The organism is Pseudoxanthomonas suwonensis, from assembly GCF_010093235.1.
Classification (GTDB): domain Bacteria; phylum Pseudomonadota; class Gammaproteobacteria; order Xanthomonadales; family Xanthomonadaceae; genus Pseudoxanthomonas; species Pseudoxanthomonas suwonensis.
On the sequence record NZ_PDWP01000027.1, the window covers coordinates 23,718 to 42,133 of the forward strand.

The following is an 18,416-nucleotide window of genomic DNA, read 5'->3' on the forward strand; positions in this document are numbered from 1 at the left end:
TTTGCTGCTCCAGGCGGAGTGGTTGTTGGTCGAACCGGCGCGGGAAGCGCGGCCCGGGTTTCACTGATCCACAAGGCGGATAGTGTAGTCAAAAGCCGCGGCCGCTGGCACCCGCACGAAAATGCAGGCCATTCAGAAACTTGGACGACTTTTGGGGTCTGGGATGGCAGGTATTGGCCGGGCTCAGGCCATGTACATGCCACCGTTGACGTGCAGGGTTTCGCCGGTGATGTAGCCGGCGTCCGGACCGGCGAGGAAGGCCACGGCGCGGGCGATGTCCGCGGGCTCGCCGCGGCGGCCCAGCGCGATCTGGCCCAGCATCGCTTCCTTGGCATCGGCCGGAAGGTCGCGGGTCATGTCGGTGTCGATGAAGCCCGGCGCCACGACATTCACGGTCACGCCGCGGCTGCCGATCTCCTTGGCCAGCGACTTGCTGAAGGCGATGATGCCGGCCTTGGCCGCGGCGTAGTTGGCCTGGCCGGCATTGCCGGTGGCGCCGATCACCGAGGCGATGTTGACGATGCGGCCCTTGCGCGCCTTCATCATGCCGCGCATCACCGCCTTGCAGCTGCGGTAGACGCTGGTGAGGTTGGTGTCGAGGATGGCCTGCCAGTCCTCGTCCTTCATGCGCATCAGCAGGTTGTCGCGGGTGATGCCGGCGTTGTTGACCAGGATCGAGACCGCGCCGAATTCCTTGGCGATCGAGTCGATCAGCGCCTCCACCGCGCCCGGCTCGTTGACGTCGAGCTTGCGGCCATGGCCGCCCTTGCCCGCCAGGCGCTCGCCGATGGCCTGCGCGCCGGCATCGCTGGTGGCGGTGCCGATCACGGTCGCGCCGCGCGCGGCCAGCTCGTCGGCGATGGCCGCGCCGATGCCACGGCTGGCGCCGGTAACCAGTGCGATCTCGCCGCTCAGGGGCAGGTTGCTCATGTCGACCTCTTGGTTCGTATGCGTTGGTGGCCGTCGCGGCCGCGTGGGATTCAGCGCCAGTCGGCCAGCGCCGCGTCGAAGTCCGCTGCGGTACCGATGGCGCGCGCGTCCAGCGACTTGTCGATGCGCTTGACCAGGCCGGCCAGGACCTTGCCCGGGCCGCATTCGGCGATGCGGGTGGCGCCGCGCGAGGCCAGCGCCTGCACGCAGCCGGTCCAGCGCACCGGAAGGTAGAGCTGGCGCACCAGGGCGTCGCGGATCGCCTCGACGCTGTCGTGCACCTGCGCGTCCACGTTCTGCGCCACCGGCAGCGACGGCGCCTGCCACTGCAGCTGCGCCATCGCCTCGCCGAGGCGGTCGGCCGCCTGGCGCATCAGCGGGGTATGCGATGGCACGCTCACCGCCAGCTTGACCGCCTTGCGCACGCCGCGCTCGGCCAGCAGCGCCAGCGCCGCGTCGACCGCAGCCGCTTCGCCGCCGATCACGATCTGGCCGGGCGAGTTGTAGTTGGCCGGGACCACGATGCCGCTGGACGAGGCCTGGGTGCAGACTTCCTCCACCACCGCGTCCTCGGCGCCCAGCACCGCGGCCATCGCGCCGGTACCGGCGGGCGCGGCGTCCTGCATCAGCTGGCCACGCAGGCGGACCAGGCGCGCGCCGTCATGCAGCGACAGCGCACCGGCGGCAACCAGCGCGGTGTACTCGCCCAGGCTATGGCCGGCCAGCAGCGCCGGCTGCGCGCCGCCCTGGGCCTGCCACGCACGCCACGCCGCCACGCCCGCGGCCAGCAGCGCCGGCTGGGTGAATTCGGTGCGGTTGAGCTGGTCCTCGGGACCTTCCTGCGACAGCGCCCACAGGTCCACGCCCGCGCCTTCGGAAGCCTCGGCGAACGCCTCGCGCACCTGCGGGTGCGCGTCCGCCAGGTCGGCGAGCATGCCCACGGACTGGGAACCCTGGCCGGGGAAGACAAAGGCAAGCGTCGGTTGGGTCACGTGATGTCGCAGTTCGAAGAAGGACGGCGATGATACGGGCGCAATGCGTGGTTTGTCTGTACGACCGCGTATGTGCGGACCCCGCCCGGGCGTGGCCGGCAGGCGCCGGAAACGCGGAAAGGCCGCACGGTGGCGGCCTTTCCCGGATTGCTGAACGCTACCCGCGACTCAATAGCGCAGCAGCGCCGAGCCCCAGGTGAAGCCGCCGCCGAACGCCTCCAGCAGCAGCAGCTGGCCCCGCTGCACGCGGCCGGAACGAACCGCCTCGTCCAGGGCCAGCGGCACCGAGCCGGCGGAGGTGTTGCCGTGGCGGTCGACGGTGACGACGACGCGGTCCATCGGCATTTCCAGGCGCTTGGCCGTGGCCTCGATGATGCGCAGGTTGGCCTGGTGCGGGATCAGCCAGTCCAGGTCGCCGCGCCCCAGGCCGTTGGCGTCGAGGGTCTCGTCGACCACGCTGTCCAGCGCCTTGACCGCGTGCTTGAACACCTCGTTGCCGGCCATGAGGATGCGCACGCCGGCGTTGTGGGCGTCCTTGTCGAAGCCGCTGGACACGCCCGCCGGGCAGTGCAGCAGTTCGCGCTTGCTGCCGGCGGCATGCAGGTGCGTGGACAGGATGCCGGTCTCGCTGTCGGCCTTGAGCACGACCGCGCCGGCGCCGGCGCCGAACAGCACGCAGGTGGTGCGGTCGTTCCAGTCGACGATGCGGGTCAGGGTCTCGGCGCCGATCACCAGCGCATTGCGCACGGTGCCGGTGCGGATGAACTTGTCGGCCACGCTCAGGGCGAACACGAAGCCCGAGCAGGCGGCATTGACGTCGAACGCGGCGCAGCCGGCGATGCCCAGCTTCTGCTGCACCAGGCAGGCGGTCGACGGGAAGATCACGTCCGGCGTGGTCGTACCGACCACGATCAGGTCGATCTCGGAGGCCTCCATGCCGGCGGCCTCGATCGCCTTCAGCGCGGCCTCGTAGGCCATGTCGCTGGTGGCCTGGCCCTCGGCCGCCACCCGGCGCTCGCGGATGCCTGTGCGCGTACGGATCCACTCGTCGCTGGTATCGACCACCTTGGCCAGGTCGTCATTGGTGACCACCTTCTCCGGCAGGTAGCTGCCGGTTCCGGCGATGCGCGAATAGATCCGCTCGCTCATGCGTACTCCCGCAGGGAAGGCTCCCGCGGGAGCCGGAGATTGGCCGCAAACCGGGCGGGCGCGGCGCGCACGCCCGGATCGGGGTCTCAGTCTTCCTCGACCACCGAGGTCTTGGTGGCGATGACCTTCTTGCCGCGGTAGTAACCGTCAGCGGTCACGTGGTGGCGCAGGTGGATCTCGCCGGTGGTCGGGTCGGTCGACAGCTGCTTGGCGGTCAGCGCGTCGTGCGAACGGCGCTGGCCACGGCGGGACGGGGTGACACGGGATTTCTGCACAGCCATGGGATTGCTCCAAACTCGGTTGAATTGCGTGTTCTGGTAAAGCCTCGAAGCCACCCGCCGGTGCCGTTCCAGGGCGCCTTTGCGCGGCGGCGCGGCCGTCCTACTTCTTTTTCAGGGCCGCCAGCGCCGCGAACGGGCTGGCCGCCTGCTGTTCTTCCTCGCTGGCCGACCAGGTGCGGTCGACCGGCTCGCTGTCCGGGGAGACCGGGACCACCGGCAGGGCGAGCACCAGCTCGTCCTCCACCAGGTCCAGCGGCCTCAGCATGCCGTCCTCGGGCACCAGCAGCGGCTCGTACCCCGGCGGCAGCGCGGCCTCCTGCTCCTCGTCGCGGATCAGGCCCAGGCGCTGCACCGCCTTCACCGGGAACACGAAACGCTCCAGGCTGCGCTGGCACACCAGCGGCAGGCCGGTCTCCAGCGTCAGTTCGATGAACGGCACCTGCAGGGCGTCGTGGCCGAACTCAAGCGTGAAGCTGCATTCGCCCTCGGTGTCGGCGAGGCTGCCCGACAGGCGCGACAGCGCCGAAAGCGCCACCCGCCCCTCGAACTGCCGCCTCGTGGCGACCATCCTCCAGGCATCCAGCGTTTCGGGGACCTGCACTGCGGGCACACCAGCGGACATAAGCCGCTGAATGTTAAGGACCGCCCCGCCCCCTGTCAAACCCGCGTCATGAACGTTTGCCGGCTGGCCCGCCGAAGGGCGAGACTGGCGCGCCATTCTCCCACGATCCGCCCATGCTCGTCCTCGCCTCGACCTCCCGGTACCGCCGCGAACTGCTGCAACGCCTGCGCCTGGCCTTCGAGTGCGCGCGCCCGGAGGTGGACGAAACCCCGCTGCCGGGCGAGGACGTGGCCGCGCTGGTACGGCGGCTGGCGGCCGCCAAGGCCGGTGCGATCGCCGCCTCACGCCCGCAGGATGGGTGATCGGCTCGGACCAGGCCGCCGAACTGGATGGCCGCATCCTGGGCAAGCCAGGCGGCCGCGAGGCGGCGGTCGCCCAGCTGGCCTCGATGAGCGGGCGCGTGGTGCATTTCCACACCGGCGTCAGCCTGCAGGGTCCCGGCGGTAGCTTCGCCGCCACCGACTTGACCAGCGTCCACTTCCGCACCCTGGCCAGGGACGAGATCGAGCGCTACGTCGATGCCGAGCAGCCCTTCGACTGCGCCGGCAGCTTCAAGTGCGAAGGCCTGGGCATCACCCTGTTCGAGGCGATCGAATCGCGCGACCCGACCGGCCTGGTCGGCCTCCCCCTGATCGCGCTGGCCGGCCTGCTGCGCCAGGCCGGCTACGCCCTGCCCTGATTCAGCGCTGGAGGGCCACCGGGCAGAGCTGGTACGGGTACGGATCGGTGCCCATCCAGCTGCCGTAGGTCCGGCAGCCCTCCACGTCCAGGACCAGGCCATAACGCTTGGCCAGGGTCCCACCGACCTCACGCAGGCGCTCACGCTCGGCTAGTTCGACTGCCCCGACCTCGGTAGCGACCTCAGGATCGCTAATCATCGCCAGCAGGCAACGCCCGGTGGGCGACTGCCCTGCTTCGACCAGCGTCCGGCTACTGCTGCGCCGCGCTGCCCAGCGCAGCGCAGGACAACTGCCTCGATCCAACATCAGCCACCCGGCAAGACGGTTGTAAACGGCGTTCTTGTCGTCCTTCCGCGCGATCTGCTCACGCCGCGCCACCGCCTCCGCCGACAGGAGGAGCATCGCCTGCCCGCCCTCGGCGACGGCGCTTCGCACCTGCGCGCGGTAAGCGTCAGATTCCGGGAAGTTGCTGGCCACGCCCACGTAGGCCGGTCCCGCCGGCAGGAACGGCAGGCGCCATGCATTGGGCGCGTCGCCAAGCACCAATATGGTGTCCGCGTTGAAACGCTCCGGTGCCTCGACACGTGCGGCCTGCCGCGCCCAGCCTGCGTGGCCCCAGTCGTTCCAACCCACTAACGGCACCAGCAAACACAGGATCATCAGGACCTTGCGCAAGCGCACCCGTTCCGGGAGCAGGTGATGCAGTAGCAGCCACAGGGTCAGCGGCGCCAGCAGCTCCAGAGCCGCCAGATAACGGTGGATGCTGAACACCCCGGTCCATACCACGAAGCCCGCGACCAGGTAGACCACGAGCATGACCCGGGCCGGATCACGCGTGACCGTGGCCGCGCCTGCGCCCTGCCCGCGCAGCCGGCGCACGAGCCAGCGGATGGCGGCGGCAATGCCGCCGATGTAGAGCACGGCCCAGGCCAGCTGCGGCAGGGCGATTTCACTGAAGCGACGTGGCTCAAACGTGAGCCGCAGTGGCCACACCAGCGCCTGTCCCAGGCCCTTGGGCAGCCAGCGCGTGTCGCTTACCGATACCGGGGCGGCCAACGGCGCCTGGAACCAGGAGTTGAACTGCGGGAACAGCGGGTTCCCGAACGTGTTCCACACCCGGTAGAACCAGGGCCCGGCCAACAGCGCGAAGGCCAGCAGCGACATCGCCACCAGCACCGCAAGGGCACGCAGCCGGACACGCCAGGGCAGCGGCGCGGCCAGCACCGCGAGCCCCAGGGCCACTGCATACAGGGCATTGGTGAGTTTCAGCGCCACCGCAGTGCCGAGCAGCGCACCCGCCAGCGCCACCGTCCGGCTCGCCCAGCCGCCGGCCGAAGGCAGGGCCAGCGCAAGCGCGCCCAGCACCAGCGCCGCGGTGCTGGCATCACCCATCGTATTGCCCAGCTCCGACAGGAAGGCCCCCCCACACATGCCGGCCAGCGCGAGCAGGAACGCCTTGCGGCCCCGCTCCTGTTCCCCTGCCAGGATGCGCCAGGCGATCCAGCACAGGGGCAGGAAGGCCAGTCCGTGCAGGATGCCGAGGAAGACGCCCGCCACCGGTGCCGGCGCGTGCTGCACCAGCAGGTAGTACGGCACGTCCAGCAGCGGCGTGAAATAACTCTGCAGCTGCGCCGGGGCCAGGTCGGTCGCGATGCGTCCGTTCAGCCATGCCCAGGCGTTGTAGAGGTGGTAGTTGCGCAGGTCCCAGTTGGTATCCTGGCCGCGCAGCAGCGAAACCAGAACCGCCAGGGCGACCACCGCGACCGTGGCCATCGCCAGGCCTCGGCGCGAACCCGGCTCGAACTGCCGGGTCCAGCCCCAGCGGCCGCTGGCCGCCGCTCCAGCGACACCGCTCATCGCTGCACTCCGTCAACGGGCGTGGAGACCGCGACCGCCGCGACCGCAGCGACCGACAGCGCGCCACGCGTGGCCGGCACGGCCAGGTAGGCCATGCGCTTGGCCTCGACGCGGCCGCGCACCACGTTGTCCAGGACCAGGCCGCACACCAGGGACAGCGCCGCAAGCAGCACCAGGGCTACGCACAGGACCGCGGTGGGCAGGCGTGGCACCAGGCCGGTCTCCAGGTAGGTCTGCAGCAGCGGCGCGGCCAGCGCCAGCGCGGCCAGCAGGCTGGCGACGCTGCCCAGCGAGAAGAACAGCAGCGGCCGTTCCGAATTGAACAGGCGGATGATGGTGGCGAGGATCCGGATCCCGTCCTTCCAGGTGTTGAGCTTGCTGGTCGAGCCTTCCGGGCGGGCGCCGTAGGCTGTCTGCACCTCGGCCACGGGCATGCGCAGCTGCAGCGCGTGCACCGCCAGCTCGGTCTCAATCTCGAATCCGGCCGCATGCGCGGGGAACGACTTGACATAGCGGCGCGAGAACACCCGGTAACCGGACAGCATGTCGTCGAAGCTGTTGCCGAACAGCAGGCCGGTGCAGCCGGTCAGCAGGCGGTTGCCGAAACGGTGGCCCGGCCGGTAGGCGGCACGTTCGCTGTCCACCCGGGCACCCACTACCATGTCCAGGCCCTCGTCGAGCAGCCGCCGGACCAGGGCCGGCGCGGCACCGGCCTCGTAGGTGGCGTCGCCATCGACCATCACGTAAACGTCGGCCTCCAGGTCGGCGAATGCACGCCGGACCACGTTGCCCTTGCCGCGCAGGCACACGCGGTGCACCCGCGCCCCTGCCGCGCGCGCCACGTCAGCGGTCGCGTCGCTGGAGACGTTGTCGAAGACGTGACATTCGGCCTGCGGCAAGTGCCTGCCGAAGTCCTCGATGACGCGGGCGATCGTGGCCTCCTCGTTGTGGCAGGGCACGAACAGGGCGATCCGCAGCGCTTTCGGCGCCCGGTCGGGGTCGGGATGGGTGGAGGCACGCATGGACAGTCCCCTGGATGGCGCGCGCATGTTACTGGGCGCCGGCAGTCCGGGCGAGCGGGGGCGCCCCTAGTCCGGCACCTGCGCCGCGCAGCGCGGCGTGCGCACCTTCTGCATCCAGCCGTCCTCGGTGCTGCCGTCGCGCCCGTGCACGCGCAGGGCGAGGCGATGGCTGCCCGGCTGCACCCAGCCAGGCAATCGCCCGCTGGCGGCGAATCCCACGCGTGGATGGGTGGTGTCGGTGCTGTTGCGCCAGTACTCGGCCACGAACGGCGCGTCCAGTCCGTACTCGGCGCCCCCCAGCACGCGGCCGTCCAGCAGCACCTCCACCGCGGATACCCCTACCCCGTCCTTGAACGCCCAGCCGCGGACCTCGTAGTCGCAGCCCAGCCGCGCGCGCGGCGAAGGCGCGTCGATCCACGCCATCGCCGGGAGCGTGCACGCCCCCTCGGCCCGGCCCGGCGGCAGGCGGAACAGCAGGAAACGTTGCGCCAGCCCGTCCACGTCCACCACCTGCGGCGGCGGCAACGGCCCGAGCCAGCCGCACAGCGAGTGGTAGTACTGCAGCAGCGCCTTGTACTGCATGTCGCTGGGGGAGACCACCAGCAATGCGTGGGAGTCCAGCGGCTGGTCCACCAGCAGCCCCCACAGCTCCAGCTGCGGCGAGCGGCCGTGGTGGGCGTTCAGCGGATGCGGCAACACGCGGATGTCCGGGTCGCCGATGGCGAAGCCCAGCTCGGCGCCGACCTTGAAGCTGTCCCCCACCAGGACCGTGCCGTCGGGCATGTCCACCAGGGCGGCGCGCACCTCGTCGGCCAGCTGGTCCCAGCCCACGAAATTGCGGGGGTAGTACTTGCTGCCGGCCAGTTCCGCGCGCACCGCCGGCACCGACACGGTCAGCAGCCAGCCGAACGCCAGCAGCGCGCCCGCCGCGGTCGTCGCCCAGGTCGCCACCCGCCAGCGCCGCGGCCAGGCCTGCAGCAGCAGCGTCGCCATTGGCAGCAGGGCCAGCCAGGCCGGCAGCGGCCAGTGGAAGCTGACCCGCTCCACGTCGGTGAAGAAGCCCAGCAGGAAGATGCCGACCGCCACGATCGCGCCGAACAGCCCGAGGAAGCGCCACGGCGGCCGCAACGCGCGCGCCGGCCATGCGCAGCGCCAGGCCGCCTGCACCATCAGCGCCAGCAGCAGCGGCGTCACCATCAGCGCCTGCACCGGCAGGAACAGCAGCCCCTCCGCATGCAATGCCCAGGGGTGGCGGTCGACCATCTGGAAGCGCACCCCGGCGTCGCCATGTTCCAGGTTCCACAGCACCAGCGGCGCCCAGGCCAGGATGCCCAGCGCCACCGCCAGCCAGCCACGTGGATCGGCAAGGAAGCGGCGGCCGTTCGGCAGGCACAGCATCGCCGCCGCGCCAACCAGCAGCACCCCGCCGAAGCGATAGTGGCTCAGCGCCCCCAGGGCCATGCCGATCCCCAGTTCCAGCACCGCCAGCGCGCTGATCTGGCGCACCAGGTGCGTGCCCGCATGCAGGCACAGGACGGTGGCCAGTGCCAGCGGCGCATCCGGCAGGGCCAGGACGCCGAGGGTTCCGCTCAGCGGCATCAGCACCGCCAGGCTGCCGGCATGCCAGCCGGCAGCGGCCCCGAACCAGCGCGTGCCGATGCGCACCACGTACAGCGGCACCAGCGCGCCCATCAGCAGGAACGGCATGCGCAGGGCCAGGGTGTTCTCCCCGCCGATCCAGGTCCCCAGCCGCACCAGCCATGCCGTCATGCCTGGCAGGTCCGAATAGGCCGGTGCCAGGTGGCGTCCTTCCTGCCAGTAGAAGGCCTCGTCCACGAACAGCGGCAATTGCGCGGCGACCGCCAGCTTGACCAGGCAGCCCGCCGCCCACAGCAGCGCGAAGACGCGGCGCGCCCTTAGCTCATTCCGCATACCCGTTACACTCCAGCCCGATCAGGTAATGCAGGCATGCGATGGCGAACTCCCCGGCAAGACACGTCCCGATCCTAACCGACACGCTGGCCCAGGCACTCGGCCGGGCCCAGGACCAGGTCAACTCGATGGTCCTGGGCAAGGCCCACGAGGTACGCCTGGCCTTCGTGGCCCTGCTTGCCGGGGGCCACGTCCTGATCGAGGACCTGCCCGGCCTGGCAAGACCACGCTGGCGCATGCGCTGGCCGCGACCGTGGGCCTGTCGTTCCAGCGCGTGCAGTTCACCTCCGACCTGCTGCCGGCTGACGTGCTGGGCGTGTCGGTGTACGACGCGGCCGGGCGCAGCTTCCAGTTCCACCCCGGCCCGGTGTTCACCCAGGTGCTGCTGGCCGACGAGATCAACCGCGCGCCGCCGCGCACGCAGAGCGCGCTGCTGGAGGCGATGGCCGAACAGCAGGTCACCCTCGACGGCGTGACCCATCCGCTGCCCGATCCCTTCTTCGTGATCGCCACCCAGAACCCGGTGGACCTGTCCGGCACCTTCCCGCTGCCGGACTCGCAGCTGGACCGCTTCCTGCTGCGTTTCTCGCTCGGCTATCCGGGTGCCGAATCCGAACGCGCGCTGCTGACCGGCACCGACCGCCGCGAGCTGATCGCCCACGCCCTGCCGGTCCTCGGCGAAGGCGACGTGCCCGCCCTGCGCCAGGCCGCCGCCCAGGTCCATGCCAGCGACGCCCTGGTCGACTATGTGCAGGCGCTGCTGGCCCGCAGCCGCAGGCACCCGGGCGTGCGCGTGGGCCTGTCGCCCCGCGCCGGCCTGGCGCTGCTGCGTGCCGCCCGCGCCTGGGCCCTGCTGCTGGGCCGCGGCCACGTCCTGCCCGAGGACGTGCAGGCGCTGTTCATCGCGGTCGCCGGCCACCGCCTGGTCCCGGAGGCAGAGGCCGGCCAGGGCGCCGAGCTGGCCAAGGCCGTGCTGCACGCGGTGCCGGTGGACTGATGACCCAGGCCGGGGGATACCTGGCGCGGGCGTGGGCGCTGGCCCAGTCGCTGGAACGCCCGCGCGCGCCCGAACCGCTGCCGGTGGCGATCGACCGCCGCCGGGTCTACGTGCTGCCCACCCGCTTCGGCATGTTCTACGCGGCGCTGGTCGTGGCCATGCTGCTGGGCGCGCTGAACTACAACAACAATCCGGCCCTGCTGCTGGCGCTGCTGCTGGGCGCATCCGGGCTTTCCAGCCTGATCGCCACCCACCTGCAGCTGTCCGGGCTGCGCCTGGAGGCGGTGTCGGCGGAACCGGTGGCCGCCGGCCAGCCGCTGGCCCTGCGCCTGGCCCTGGCCTGCAGGGACGGGCGTCCACGCCGCGGATTGCGTGCCGACCTGGACGCCGCCCAGGCCTGGACCGCGCTGGACCCCGATGGCCGCGGCGAGCTCGTCCTCGTGCTCCCGACGACCCGCCGCGGCTGGCTGCAGCCGGGCAGGATCCGCCTGTCCACCACCCAGCCGCTGGGCCTGGCGCGCGCCTGGTCGCGGCTGTGGCCGCGCCAGCGCCTGCTGGTCTACCCACGCCCGGAAGCCAACCCGCCGCCGTTGCCCGACCACGCCGGCTCCGTGGGCCGGGGCCGTCCCGACCCGCTGGGCGAGGAACCCCACCAGCTGCGCGCCTACCGCCCCGGCGACGCGCCGCGGACCATCGCCTGGAAACACAGCGCGCGCCGCGACACCCTGGTCGTGCGCGAGTTCGAGCGCACCGAAGGGCGCGAACTGGTCCTGGACTGGCGCTCGCTGGCCGCGCTGCCCCTGGAGCCGCGGATCTCGCGCCTGGCCGCCTGGGTCGACCAGGCCGAGCGCGAAGGTCGCCGCTACCGCCTGCGCCTGCCGGGCCAGGACGACATCGGCCCCGGCCGCGGCCCCGACCACCACCATGCCTGCCTGCGCGCGCTGGCCCTGCTGCCGGAGGCCGCGCCGTGAGCGGACCGAAGGCTCCGCCCCCCGTGCTGCCCGGCGGCACCCGCGCCTGGACCCTGGCCACCGCCGGACTGGGCCTGCTGCCACTGCTGCTGATCCTGCCGCCAGCACTGGCCGCCGCACTGGCCGTGGCAGCCGTCGTCGTGACCGCGGCTTCCTGGCGCCACCCGCTGCCCTCGTGGCTGCGGCTGCTGCTGACCCTGGCCATGCTGGCCCTGGTGCTTGCCCTGATGGGACCCCGCATGGGCCGCGACACCGGCTGCGCCCTGCTGGCGGCCATGCTCGCGATCAAGCCGGCCGAGTCCCACCACCTGCGCGATGCGCGCAGCCTGCTGGGCTTCTCGCTGTTCGCCCCGTTCGCCGCGTTCCTGCTGGACCAGGGCCCGCTGACGATGCTGCTGGGCCTGGCCGCGGTGCTGAGCGCGCTGCTGAGCCTGCAACGCCTGGCCGACGTGGAGAACGAGGCCGCGCCGCTGCCGCTGCGCGAGGGCATGCGGGTGATGGGCCGGCTGGTGGCGATCGGCCTGCCGCTGGCACTGGCCGCGTTCTGGCTGTTCCCGCGCCTGCCCTCGCCGCTGTGGGGCGTGCCCGAACGCGCGATCGCCCGCCCGGGCCTGTCCGAGCGCATGGAGCCCGGCGAGTGGCTGGACCTGATGTCCGACGACAAGCCGGCGCTGCGGGTGCGCTTCGACACCCCGCCGCCTCCGCCGGAGCAGATGTACTGGCGTGCCCTGGCGCTGTGGAACTACGACGGTCGCGCCTGGACGCCCGAGGATCGCACCGCGGCGCTGCCACCGCCGCACGTCGAGCATGTCGCCGGCAAGGAGTGGCGCTACGAGGTGGAGATGGAAGCCACCGACCGCCGGCGCCTGGTGGCGCTGGACCTGCCGGTGGAAGCCCCCGGCGGCGCCCGCCTCGGCCACGACCACGGGCTGGCCTCCGCAAGGCCGCTTGCCGCGCCCACCCGCTGGCAGTTGCGCTCGGCGCCGGCGCGCAGCTTCGAACCGGAACTGCCACCGGACGTGCGTCGCCTGGCCCTGTCCCTTCCGCCGGGACGCGATCCTCGCACCCGCGCCCTGGCCGAACAGTGGCGGCGGGAGGCCGGCGGGGACGACGCGGCGATCGTGGCCCGGGCACTGGCCTGGATCCGCTCCGAATTCGCCTACACCCTCGACGTGCCCCTGCCCGGGCGCGATGCGGTCGACGAGTTCCTGTTCGACCAGCAGCAGGGCTATTGCGAGCACTACAGCTCGGCGTTCACCGTGCTGATGCGCGCCGCCGGCATCCCCGCGCGCGTGGTGGTCGGCTACGCCGGCGGCTATCCCAATCCCTTCGGTGGCTACTGGATCGTGCGCCGCATGGACGCCCACGCCTGGACCGAGGTCTGGCTGGAAGGACGCGGCTGGACCCGGGTTGATCCCACTGCCGCGGTGGCGCCCGAGCGCGTGTACGACACCATCGAACAGCGCCGCTCGGTGGAGGACGCTGCCGCCGGGCTGCAGGCCCTGCGCCTGGACAACATCGGCAACCTCGCCGACTGGCTGCGCCGCGGCTGGAACGACCTGGTGCTTGGTTTCAACGCCGAGCGCCAGCAGCAGCTGTTCCGCCCACTGGGGCTGGAACGGCTGCGCCCGGGACAGCTGCTGCTGGTGTTCTGCGCGCTGGCCGCGGCGGCGGTGGCGGCGATGGCCTGGTGGCTGGCGCGCGGCGAGCGGGAGCGCGATCCGCTGCTGCGCGCCTGGCACCGGCTGGGCGAGCGCTATGCACGCCTAGGCCTGGGCCGGGAGCCGTACGAGCCTGCCCTGGAATGGGCACGGCGCGTGGCCGCGGCACGTCCGCGGGCCGGCCGGGAGCTCGTTGCGCTCAGCCAGCGTTTCGCCGATTCGCGTTACGCTCCGGGCCACGGGGGATTGCGCCAGCTGGTCCAGGACCTGCGCCGGCACCGCCCCTGATCCTTCCGGAGGCCGCAATGACCCTGCGCAACATCGTCCGAGTCCTCGCCACCGCAGCAGGCCTGTCGCTGCTGGGTGCCTGCGCCACCGCGCCGCAGCCGCTGCAGGGCAACTTCCCGCAGATCACCCCGCAGCAGGCGGTGGGCGGCACCCAGGCCGCCAGCCCGGTGCGCTGGGGTGGCCGCATCGTCGAGACCCAGCCCAAGCAGGACCGCACCTGCTTCCAGGTGATTGGCCTGCCGCTCAACGCCAACGGGCGGCCGGCGCGCGACTCGACCGACGCCAACCAGGGCCGCTTCATCGCCTGCCGCGCAGGCTTCTACGACCCGGCGGTGTTCACCCCCGGTCGCGAGGTCACCTTCGTCGGCCAGGTCGCCGGGACCGATACCGTCCGCATCGGCGAGTACGACTACAGGCTGCCGCAGCTGGCGGCAGACGTGATCTACCTGTGGCCGGAAGTGCGCGAGGTGGAGGTGGTTCCGCCGCCGCACTACCACCCGTACTGGGGCCCCTATTGGGGACCTTATCGCCGCGGCCCGTGGGGTTGGTGGTGGTAAGCGCCATCCCCTCCGCATGAACGAGGACGCCGCCCGATGGGCGGCGTCTCCGTTTTGCGGCGCTGGGTTCCCGCTCAGGCGCCGAAGTGGCCCAGCGGCGCTCCGGCCAGCAGGTGCAGGTGCACGTGGAAGACGGTCTGCCCGGCGTGCTCGCGGCAGTTCATCACTACCCGGTAACCGTCCTGGGCCAGGCCCTCGCGGCGGGCGTAATCGGCCGCCGCCAGCATCAGCCGGCCCAGCAGCTGGGCGTGCTCGGGACGTGCGTCGTCCAGGGTGGGGATGGCATCGTGCTTGGGAATGAACAGCACGTGCACCGGCGCCTGCGGCGCGATGTCCTTGAAACCGAGGATGTCATCGTCCTCGTAGACGATGGTCGCCGGGATTTCGCGGCGGATGATCTTGCCGAAGATGGTGTCGCTCATGGTCCGTGGGGCGATTTGCGTGGATCGCTGCAGCTTAACCCAGCAAAGCCCTTCTCCCCCGGGAGAGCGGTTGTGGATCGCCCCCACGTAGCCCGGATAAGGCCGAAGGCCGCATCCGGGTCGCGTACGGATCCGTCGCGACGCGGGCGCAGGGACCCGCCAGAACATTGCTTCAGGGGGCGCACACAGGGAACGCCACGATTGGCCCGCACGCCGGCCCCCGGGTGCGCTTCGCTTACCCGGGCTACGCGGCTTACCGGGGCGACGCGACTCCACGTAGCCCGGATAAGGCCGAAGGCCGCATCCGGGGTCGCACGCGGATCCGTCGCGACGCGGGCGCAGGGACCTGCCAGAACATCGCCACAGGGGGCACGCACAGGGACCGCCACGATTGGCCGGCATGCCGGCCCCGGGTGCGCTTCGCTTACCCGGGCTACGCGGCTTACCGGGGCGACGCGGCTCCACGTAGCCCGGATAAGGCCGAAGGCCGCATCCGGGTCGCACGCGGATCCGCTGCGACGCGGGCGCAGGGGCCTGCCAGAACATTGCCCCAGGGGGCGCACACAGGGAACGCCACGATTGGCCCGCACGCCGGCCCCCGGGTGCGCTTCGCTTACCCGGGCTACGCGGTTACCGGGGCGACGCGACTCCACGTAGCCCGGATAAGGCCGAAGGCCGCATCCGGGGTCGCGCACGGATCCGTCGCGACGCGGGCGCCGGGACCCGCCAGAACATGGCCCCAGGGGGCGCACACAGGAACCGCCACCATTGGCCGGCACGCCGCCCCCGGGTGCGCTTCGCTTACCCGGGCTACGCGAGCTGCCGTGGCATCGGGGACGGTGCCAGCGTCGGCCCCTCTGCTCACGCCCCTGCTCACGCCCCGGCCCGCGTCCATACGACGCGGGCCTTCGCCGGCTTGTGCGCCAATGGCGCGCATGCGCCCGCTCACCGCGGGCGCAAGGCCGTCAGGGCATTTCCGCGCGGCTGCCGAAGGCGTGCGACAGGGTGCCGCGGTCCACGTATTCCAGCTCGCCGCCCAGCGGCAGGCCCTGGGCCAGGCGGCTGGGACGCACGCCGTGCTGGCGCGCCATCTGCGCCAGGTAGTGCGCGGTGGCCTCGCCCTCGACTGTGGCGCTGGTGGCGATGATCATCTCCGTCACCTCGCCCGCGGCCAGGCGCGTGCCCAGGATCTCCAGCCCCAGCTCGCGCGGGCCGACCCCGTCCAGCGGCGACAGCCGCCCCTGCAGCACGAAGTACAGGCCGCGGAAGCCGGTGGCGGTCTCGATCGCAAGGCGGTCGGCCGGGGTCTCGACCACGCACAGCTGCTGGCGGTCGCGCGAACTGCTGGCGCACACCGGGCACAGCTCGTCCTCGCTGAAGTCGCGGCATTGGGCGCAGTGGCCGATGCGTTCCACCGCCTCGGCCAGCACCGCTGCCAGCCGCTTCCCGCCCTCGCGCCCGCGCTCGAGCACGTGGTAGGCCATGCGCTGGGCGCTCTTGCGCCCGACGCCCGGCAGCACGCGGAAAGCTTCGATGAGTTCTTCGAGAAGCATGGGATTCGTGATTCGAGATTGGGGATTCGAAGGAGCCGCCAAGCGCCAGGGTTCAGTGCCCGCGACCAAGGGTATCGAGTGATCGCTGCAGTTGGCTGCTACGAATCCCGAATCACGAATGCCCAATCCCGGCCGTCAAAACGGTAGTTTCATCCCCGGCGGCAGCGGCATGCCCGCCGAGGCGGCGGCCATCTTCGCCTTGGATTCGGCGTCGACCTTGTTGGAGGCGTCGTTGAACGCCGCCGCCACCAGGTCCTCGACCATCTCCTGGTCCGACAGCAGGCTGGGGTCGATCCGCACCTTGCGGCATTCCTTCACGCCGGTGAGGGTCACGCTGACCATGCCGCCGCCGGCGCTGCCGGTGACTTCGAGCTTGGCCAGTTCTTCCTGGGCGCGCTGCAGGTTCTCCTGCATCTTCTGCGCCTGTTGCATCAGCTGGGCGATATTGCCGCGCATCGGTTCAGTTCTCGTCTACGGGTCTGATGGAGTCCGGCACCACGCGGGCGCCGTGCTTTTCGACCAGGCGGCGTACCGTCGGGTCGTTGAGGAAGGTTTCCTCGGCCGCGGCCTGGCGCGAGTCGCGCTCGCGGTCCAGCCGCTGGTGCAGGGTCTCCGCCGGCGCCGCGCCGGCCTGGACCACGATCTTCGGCGGCGCGCCGAGCGGGCCGGCCAGGGCCTCGGCCAGCGCAGCCACCGAACGCTCGCTGCGCAGGTACTCGAAACCCGGATCCAGGACCAGGGTCAGCACGCCGTCGACATGGCTGACGAAGGCCGTGTTCGAGGCCAGCTGCCTGGCCGGGCCACTGAGCTCGCAGGCGGTCACCCGCTCCAGCCAGTCCTCGGCGTCGGCGATCACCGGGCCGCCGGTGGACGCCGGCCGGGCAACGGGCGCCGTGGCCAGGGGTGCAGCGGGGGCCGCAACCGCCGGCGCGGGTGCCGGCTGCGGCATCGGCGCCGGCGTGGCGGGCTTCATCACGATGCCTGCCTCCAGCGCGTCGGCCGCGGCCGGACGTGTACTGCCGGTGGGCGCACGCGATGGCATCGACGGGGCTTCGTCACGATCATCCGGCCACGACGGCGGCGCCATGGTGGAAGGTCCGCGCACGGGGGCTGTCGGCTGCTGACGCACCGGCGCGGCCGCCGCGGGGACGTCCCACGGCGGCGTATCGGAAGGATCGGCGGCCGGTGCGGCCTGGCGGACAGGCTCGGCACGCGGCGCGGGCGGCTCCGGAGCGGCCGGAACCGCGGTCGCCGCCTCGGGCGCCACCGCGGCGGGCGCTGCGGCTGCCCCGGCTGGCGCCGATGCCGACCGCTGGCCACCCCCGGACGCCGAAGCCCCGGTTCCGGCACCACCAGCCGGCGGCGGCACGCCGGCATCGGCCTCGGGCCGGAACGCCAGCATGCGCAGCAGGCTCATCTCGAACCCGACGCGCGGCGCCGGGGCCAGGTCCAGGTCGCGGCGACCGTTGATCGCCATCTGGTACCAGATCTGGACCACCTCCGGCCGCACCCGGCCGGCATAGGCGTCCACGTCGATGCCCTCGTCCTCGCGCCGCGCGCCCGGCACCAGCTGCCGGACCTGGATCCGGTGCAGCGCCTCGGCCAGTGCCTCCAGCACGTTGCCCCAGTCCGGGGCGAACCCGGCCAGGGTCTCGATCGTGCCCAGCAGGGTCTCGCCGTTGCCATCGGCCAGCGCGTCCAGCAGGGCCGCCACCTGGGTGCGGTCGACGCTGCCGAGCATGGCCCGCACCACGTCGTCGCGCAGGGCGCCGCCGGCATAGGCGATGGCCTGGTCCAGCAGCGACAGGCCGTCGCGCAGGCTGCCGTCGGCCGCGCGCGCCAGCTGGCGGATCGCCCCGGCGTCGGCCTCGATGCCCTCGGCGGCCAGGATCTTCGTCATCTGGCCTTCGATCTGGCCCTCGTCCAGCCGCTTGAGGTTGAACTGCAGGCAGCGCGACAGCACCGTGACCGGCAGCTTCTGCGGGTCGGTGGTGGCGAGCAGGAACTTCACGTGCCCCGGCGGCTCCTCCAGGGTCTTGAGCAGCGCGTTGAACGCCGCCTTGGAGAGCATGTGCACCTCGTCGATCAGGTACACCTTGTACTGCCCGCGCGAAGGCATGTACTGCGCGTTCTCGATCACCTCGCGGACGTCGTCCACGCCGGTGTTGGAGGCCGCGTCGATCTCCAGCAGGTCGATGTAGCGCCCGGCGTCGATGTCCATGCAGGCGGCGCACTGGCCGCAGGGCTCGGCGCTGGTGCCCTTCTCGCAGTTCAGCGACTTGGCGAAGATGCGGGCGATGGTGGTCTTGCCCACGCCGCGGGTGCCGGTGAACAGGAAGGCATGGTGGACCCGCCCGGTATCCAGGGCGTTGCCCAGGGCGCGGACCACGTGCTCCTGCCCGACGAGCTCGGAGAAACGCTTCGGGCGCCACTTGCGGGCAAGAACCAGGTAGGACATCGGCTGACCACGTTCGGCCGGGCTTCCGGCAGGACCGGCATTGT

Annotated in this window: 15 protein-coding genes and 2 pseudogenes; 5 read left to right on the top strand and 12 right to left on the bottom strand. The window is 71.8% G+C overall.

The features are described from left to right. Positions 1-183 precede the first annotated feature (183 nt). The 5 genes from fabG to CSC68_RS12950 form a co-directional block, all read right to left on the bottom strand. Complete coding sequence (gene fabG / locus CSC68_RS12930; RefSeq protein ID WP_162203952.1) at positions 184-930, bottom strand: 3-oxoacyl-ACP reductase FabG; 747 nt, start codon at positions 928-930, stop codon at positions 184-186. A 50-nt stretch (positions 931-980) separates the two neighbouring features. After that, the gene (fabD, locus tag CSC68_RS12935; RefSeq protein ID WP_162203953.1) at positions 981-1,922 is read right to left on the bottom strand and encodes an ACP S-malonyltransferase; all 942 of its coding nucleotides are present in this window, start codon (positions 1,920-1,922) and stop codon (positions 981-983) included. A gap of 168 nt (positions 1,923-2,090) precedes the next feature. Further along, positions 2,091-3,071 (bottom strand): beta-ketoacyl-ACP synthase III, encoded by a 981-nt coding sequence (locus tag CSC68_RS12940; RefSeq protein WP_162203954.1) that lies wholly within the window; start codon positions 3,069-3,071, stop codon positions 2,091-2,093. 86 nt (positions 3,072-3,157) lie between these two features. Continuing rightward, positions 3,158-3,352: a 50S ribosomal protein L32 gene (gene rpmF / locus CSC68_RS12945; RefSeq protein ID WP_013535671.1), complete on the bottom strand. Its 195-nt coding sequence runs from the start codon at positions 3,350-3,352 to the stop codon at positions 3,158-3,160. Positions 3,353-3,452: 100 nt separating this feature from the next. Beyond that, positions 3,453-3,974 (bottom strand): YceD family protein, encoded by a 522-nt coding sequence (locus CSC68_RS12950; RefSeq protein WP_162203955.1) that lies wholly within the window; start codon positions 3,972-3,974, stop codon positions 3,453-3,455. 113 nt (positions 3,975-4,087) lie between these two features. On the opposite strand from CSC68_RS12950, the pseudogene CSC68_RS12955 reads away from it, so the two are divergent. Then, positions 4,088-4,653: pseudogene (locus CSC68_RS12955) on the top strand (Maf family protein). Position 4,654: 1 nt separating this feature from the next. Here CSC68_RS12955 and CSC68_RS12960 read toward each other — a convergent pair. From CSC68_RS12960 to CSC68_RS12970, 3 genes are all read right to left on the bottom strand, one after another. Continuing rightward, entirely contained in the window at positions 4,655-6,427 is a 1,773-nt protein-coding gene (locus tag CSC68_RS12960; protein WP_162203956.1) for a glycosyltransferase 87 family protein, read from the bottom strand. A gap of 80 nt (positions 6,428-6,507) precedes the next feature. Next, positions 6,508-7,533, bottom strand: coding sequence for a glycosyltransferase family 2 protein (locus tag CSC68_RS12965; RefSeq protein ID WP_162203957.1), 1,026 nt, complete (start codon positions 7,531-7,533; stop codon positions 6,508-6,510). A 66-nt stretch (positions 7,534-7,599) separates the two neighbouring features. Further along, entirely contained in the window at positions 7,600-9,465 is a 1,866-nt protein-coding gene (locus CSC68_RS12970) for an ArnT family glycosyltransferase (RefSeq protein WP_162203958.1), read from the bottom strand. 167 nt (positions 9,466-9,632) lie between these two features. Here CSC68_RS12970 and CSC68_RS12975 point away from each other — a divergent pair. The 4 genes and pseudogenes from CSC68_RS12975 (at position 9,633) to CSC68_RS12990 (ending at position 13,939) form a co-directional block, all read left to right on the top strand. Then, positions 9,633-10,462: pseudogene (locus CSC68_RS12975) on the top strand (AAA family ATPase). Further along, positions 10,462-11,433, top strand: coding sequence for a DUF58 domain-containing protein (locus CSC68_RS12980; RefSeq protein ID WP_162203959.1), 972 nt, complete (start codon positions 10,462-10,464; stop codon positions 11,431-11,433). Before CSC68_RS12975 ends, CSC68_RS12980 begins: the two are co-directional and overlap by 1 nt. Then, positions 11,430-13,382 carry a transglutaminase TgpA family protein gene (locus tag CSC68_RS12985; RefSeq protein WP_162203960.1) on the top strand — a complete coding sequence of 651 codons (1,953 nt, stop codon included), beginning with the start codon at positions 11,430-11,432 and terminating at the stop codon, positions 13,380-13,382. The genes CSC68_RS12980 and CSC68_RS12985 overlap by 4 nt, the downstream gene beginning before the upstream one ends. A gap of 17 nt (positions 13,383-13,399) precedes the next feature. Continuing rightward, complete coding sequence (locus CSC68_RS12990; RefSeq protein WP_162203961.1) at positions 13,400-13,939, top strand: Slp family lipoprotein; 540 nt, start codon at positions 13,400-13,402, stop codon at positions 13,937-13,939. Between the two features lie 74 nt (positions 13,940-14,013). On the opposite strand, the gene CSC68_RS12995 is transcribed toward CSC68_RS12990, so the two are convergent. The 4 genes from CSC68_RS12995 to dnaX form a co-directional block, all read right to left on the bottom strand. Continuing rightward, complete coding sequence (locus CSC68_RS12995) at positions 14,014-14,361, bottom strand: histidine triad nucleotide-binding protein (RefSeq protein ID WP_162203962.1); 348 nt, start codon at positions 14,359-14,361, stop codon at positions 14,014-14,016. Between the two features lie 965 nt (positions 14,362-15,326). Then, positions 15,327-15,914 (bottom strand): recombination mediator RecR, encoded by a 588-nt coding sequence (recR, locus tag CSC68_RS13000; protein WP_162203963.1) that lies wholly within the window; start codon positions 15,912-15,914, stop codon positions 15,327-15,329. Between the two features lie 135 nt (positions 15,915-16,049). Further along, positions 16,050-16,370 carry a YbaB/EbfC family nucleoid-associated protein gene (locus CSC68_RS13005; RefSeq protein ID WP_162203965.1) on the bottom strand — a complete coding sequence of 107 codons (321 nt, stop codon included), beginning with the start codon at positions 16,368-16,370 and terminating at the stop codon, positions 16,050-16,052. Between the two features lie 4 nt (positions 16,371-16,374). After that, positions 16,375-18,372: a DNA polymerase III subunit gamma/tau gene (gene dnaX / locus CSC68_RS13010; RefSeq protein ID WP_162203967.1), complete on the bottom strand. Its 1,998-nt coding sequence runs from the start codon at positions 18,370-18,372 to the stop codon at positions 16,375-16,377. Positions 18,373-18,416: the final 44 nt, after the last annotated feature.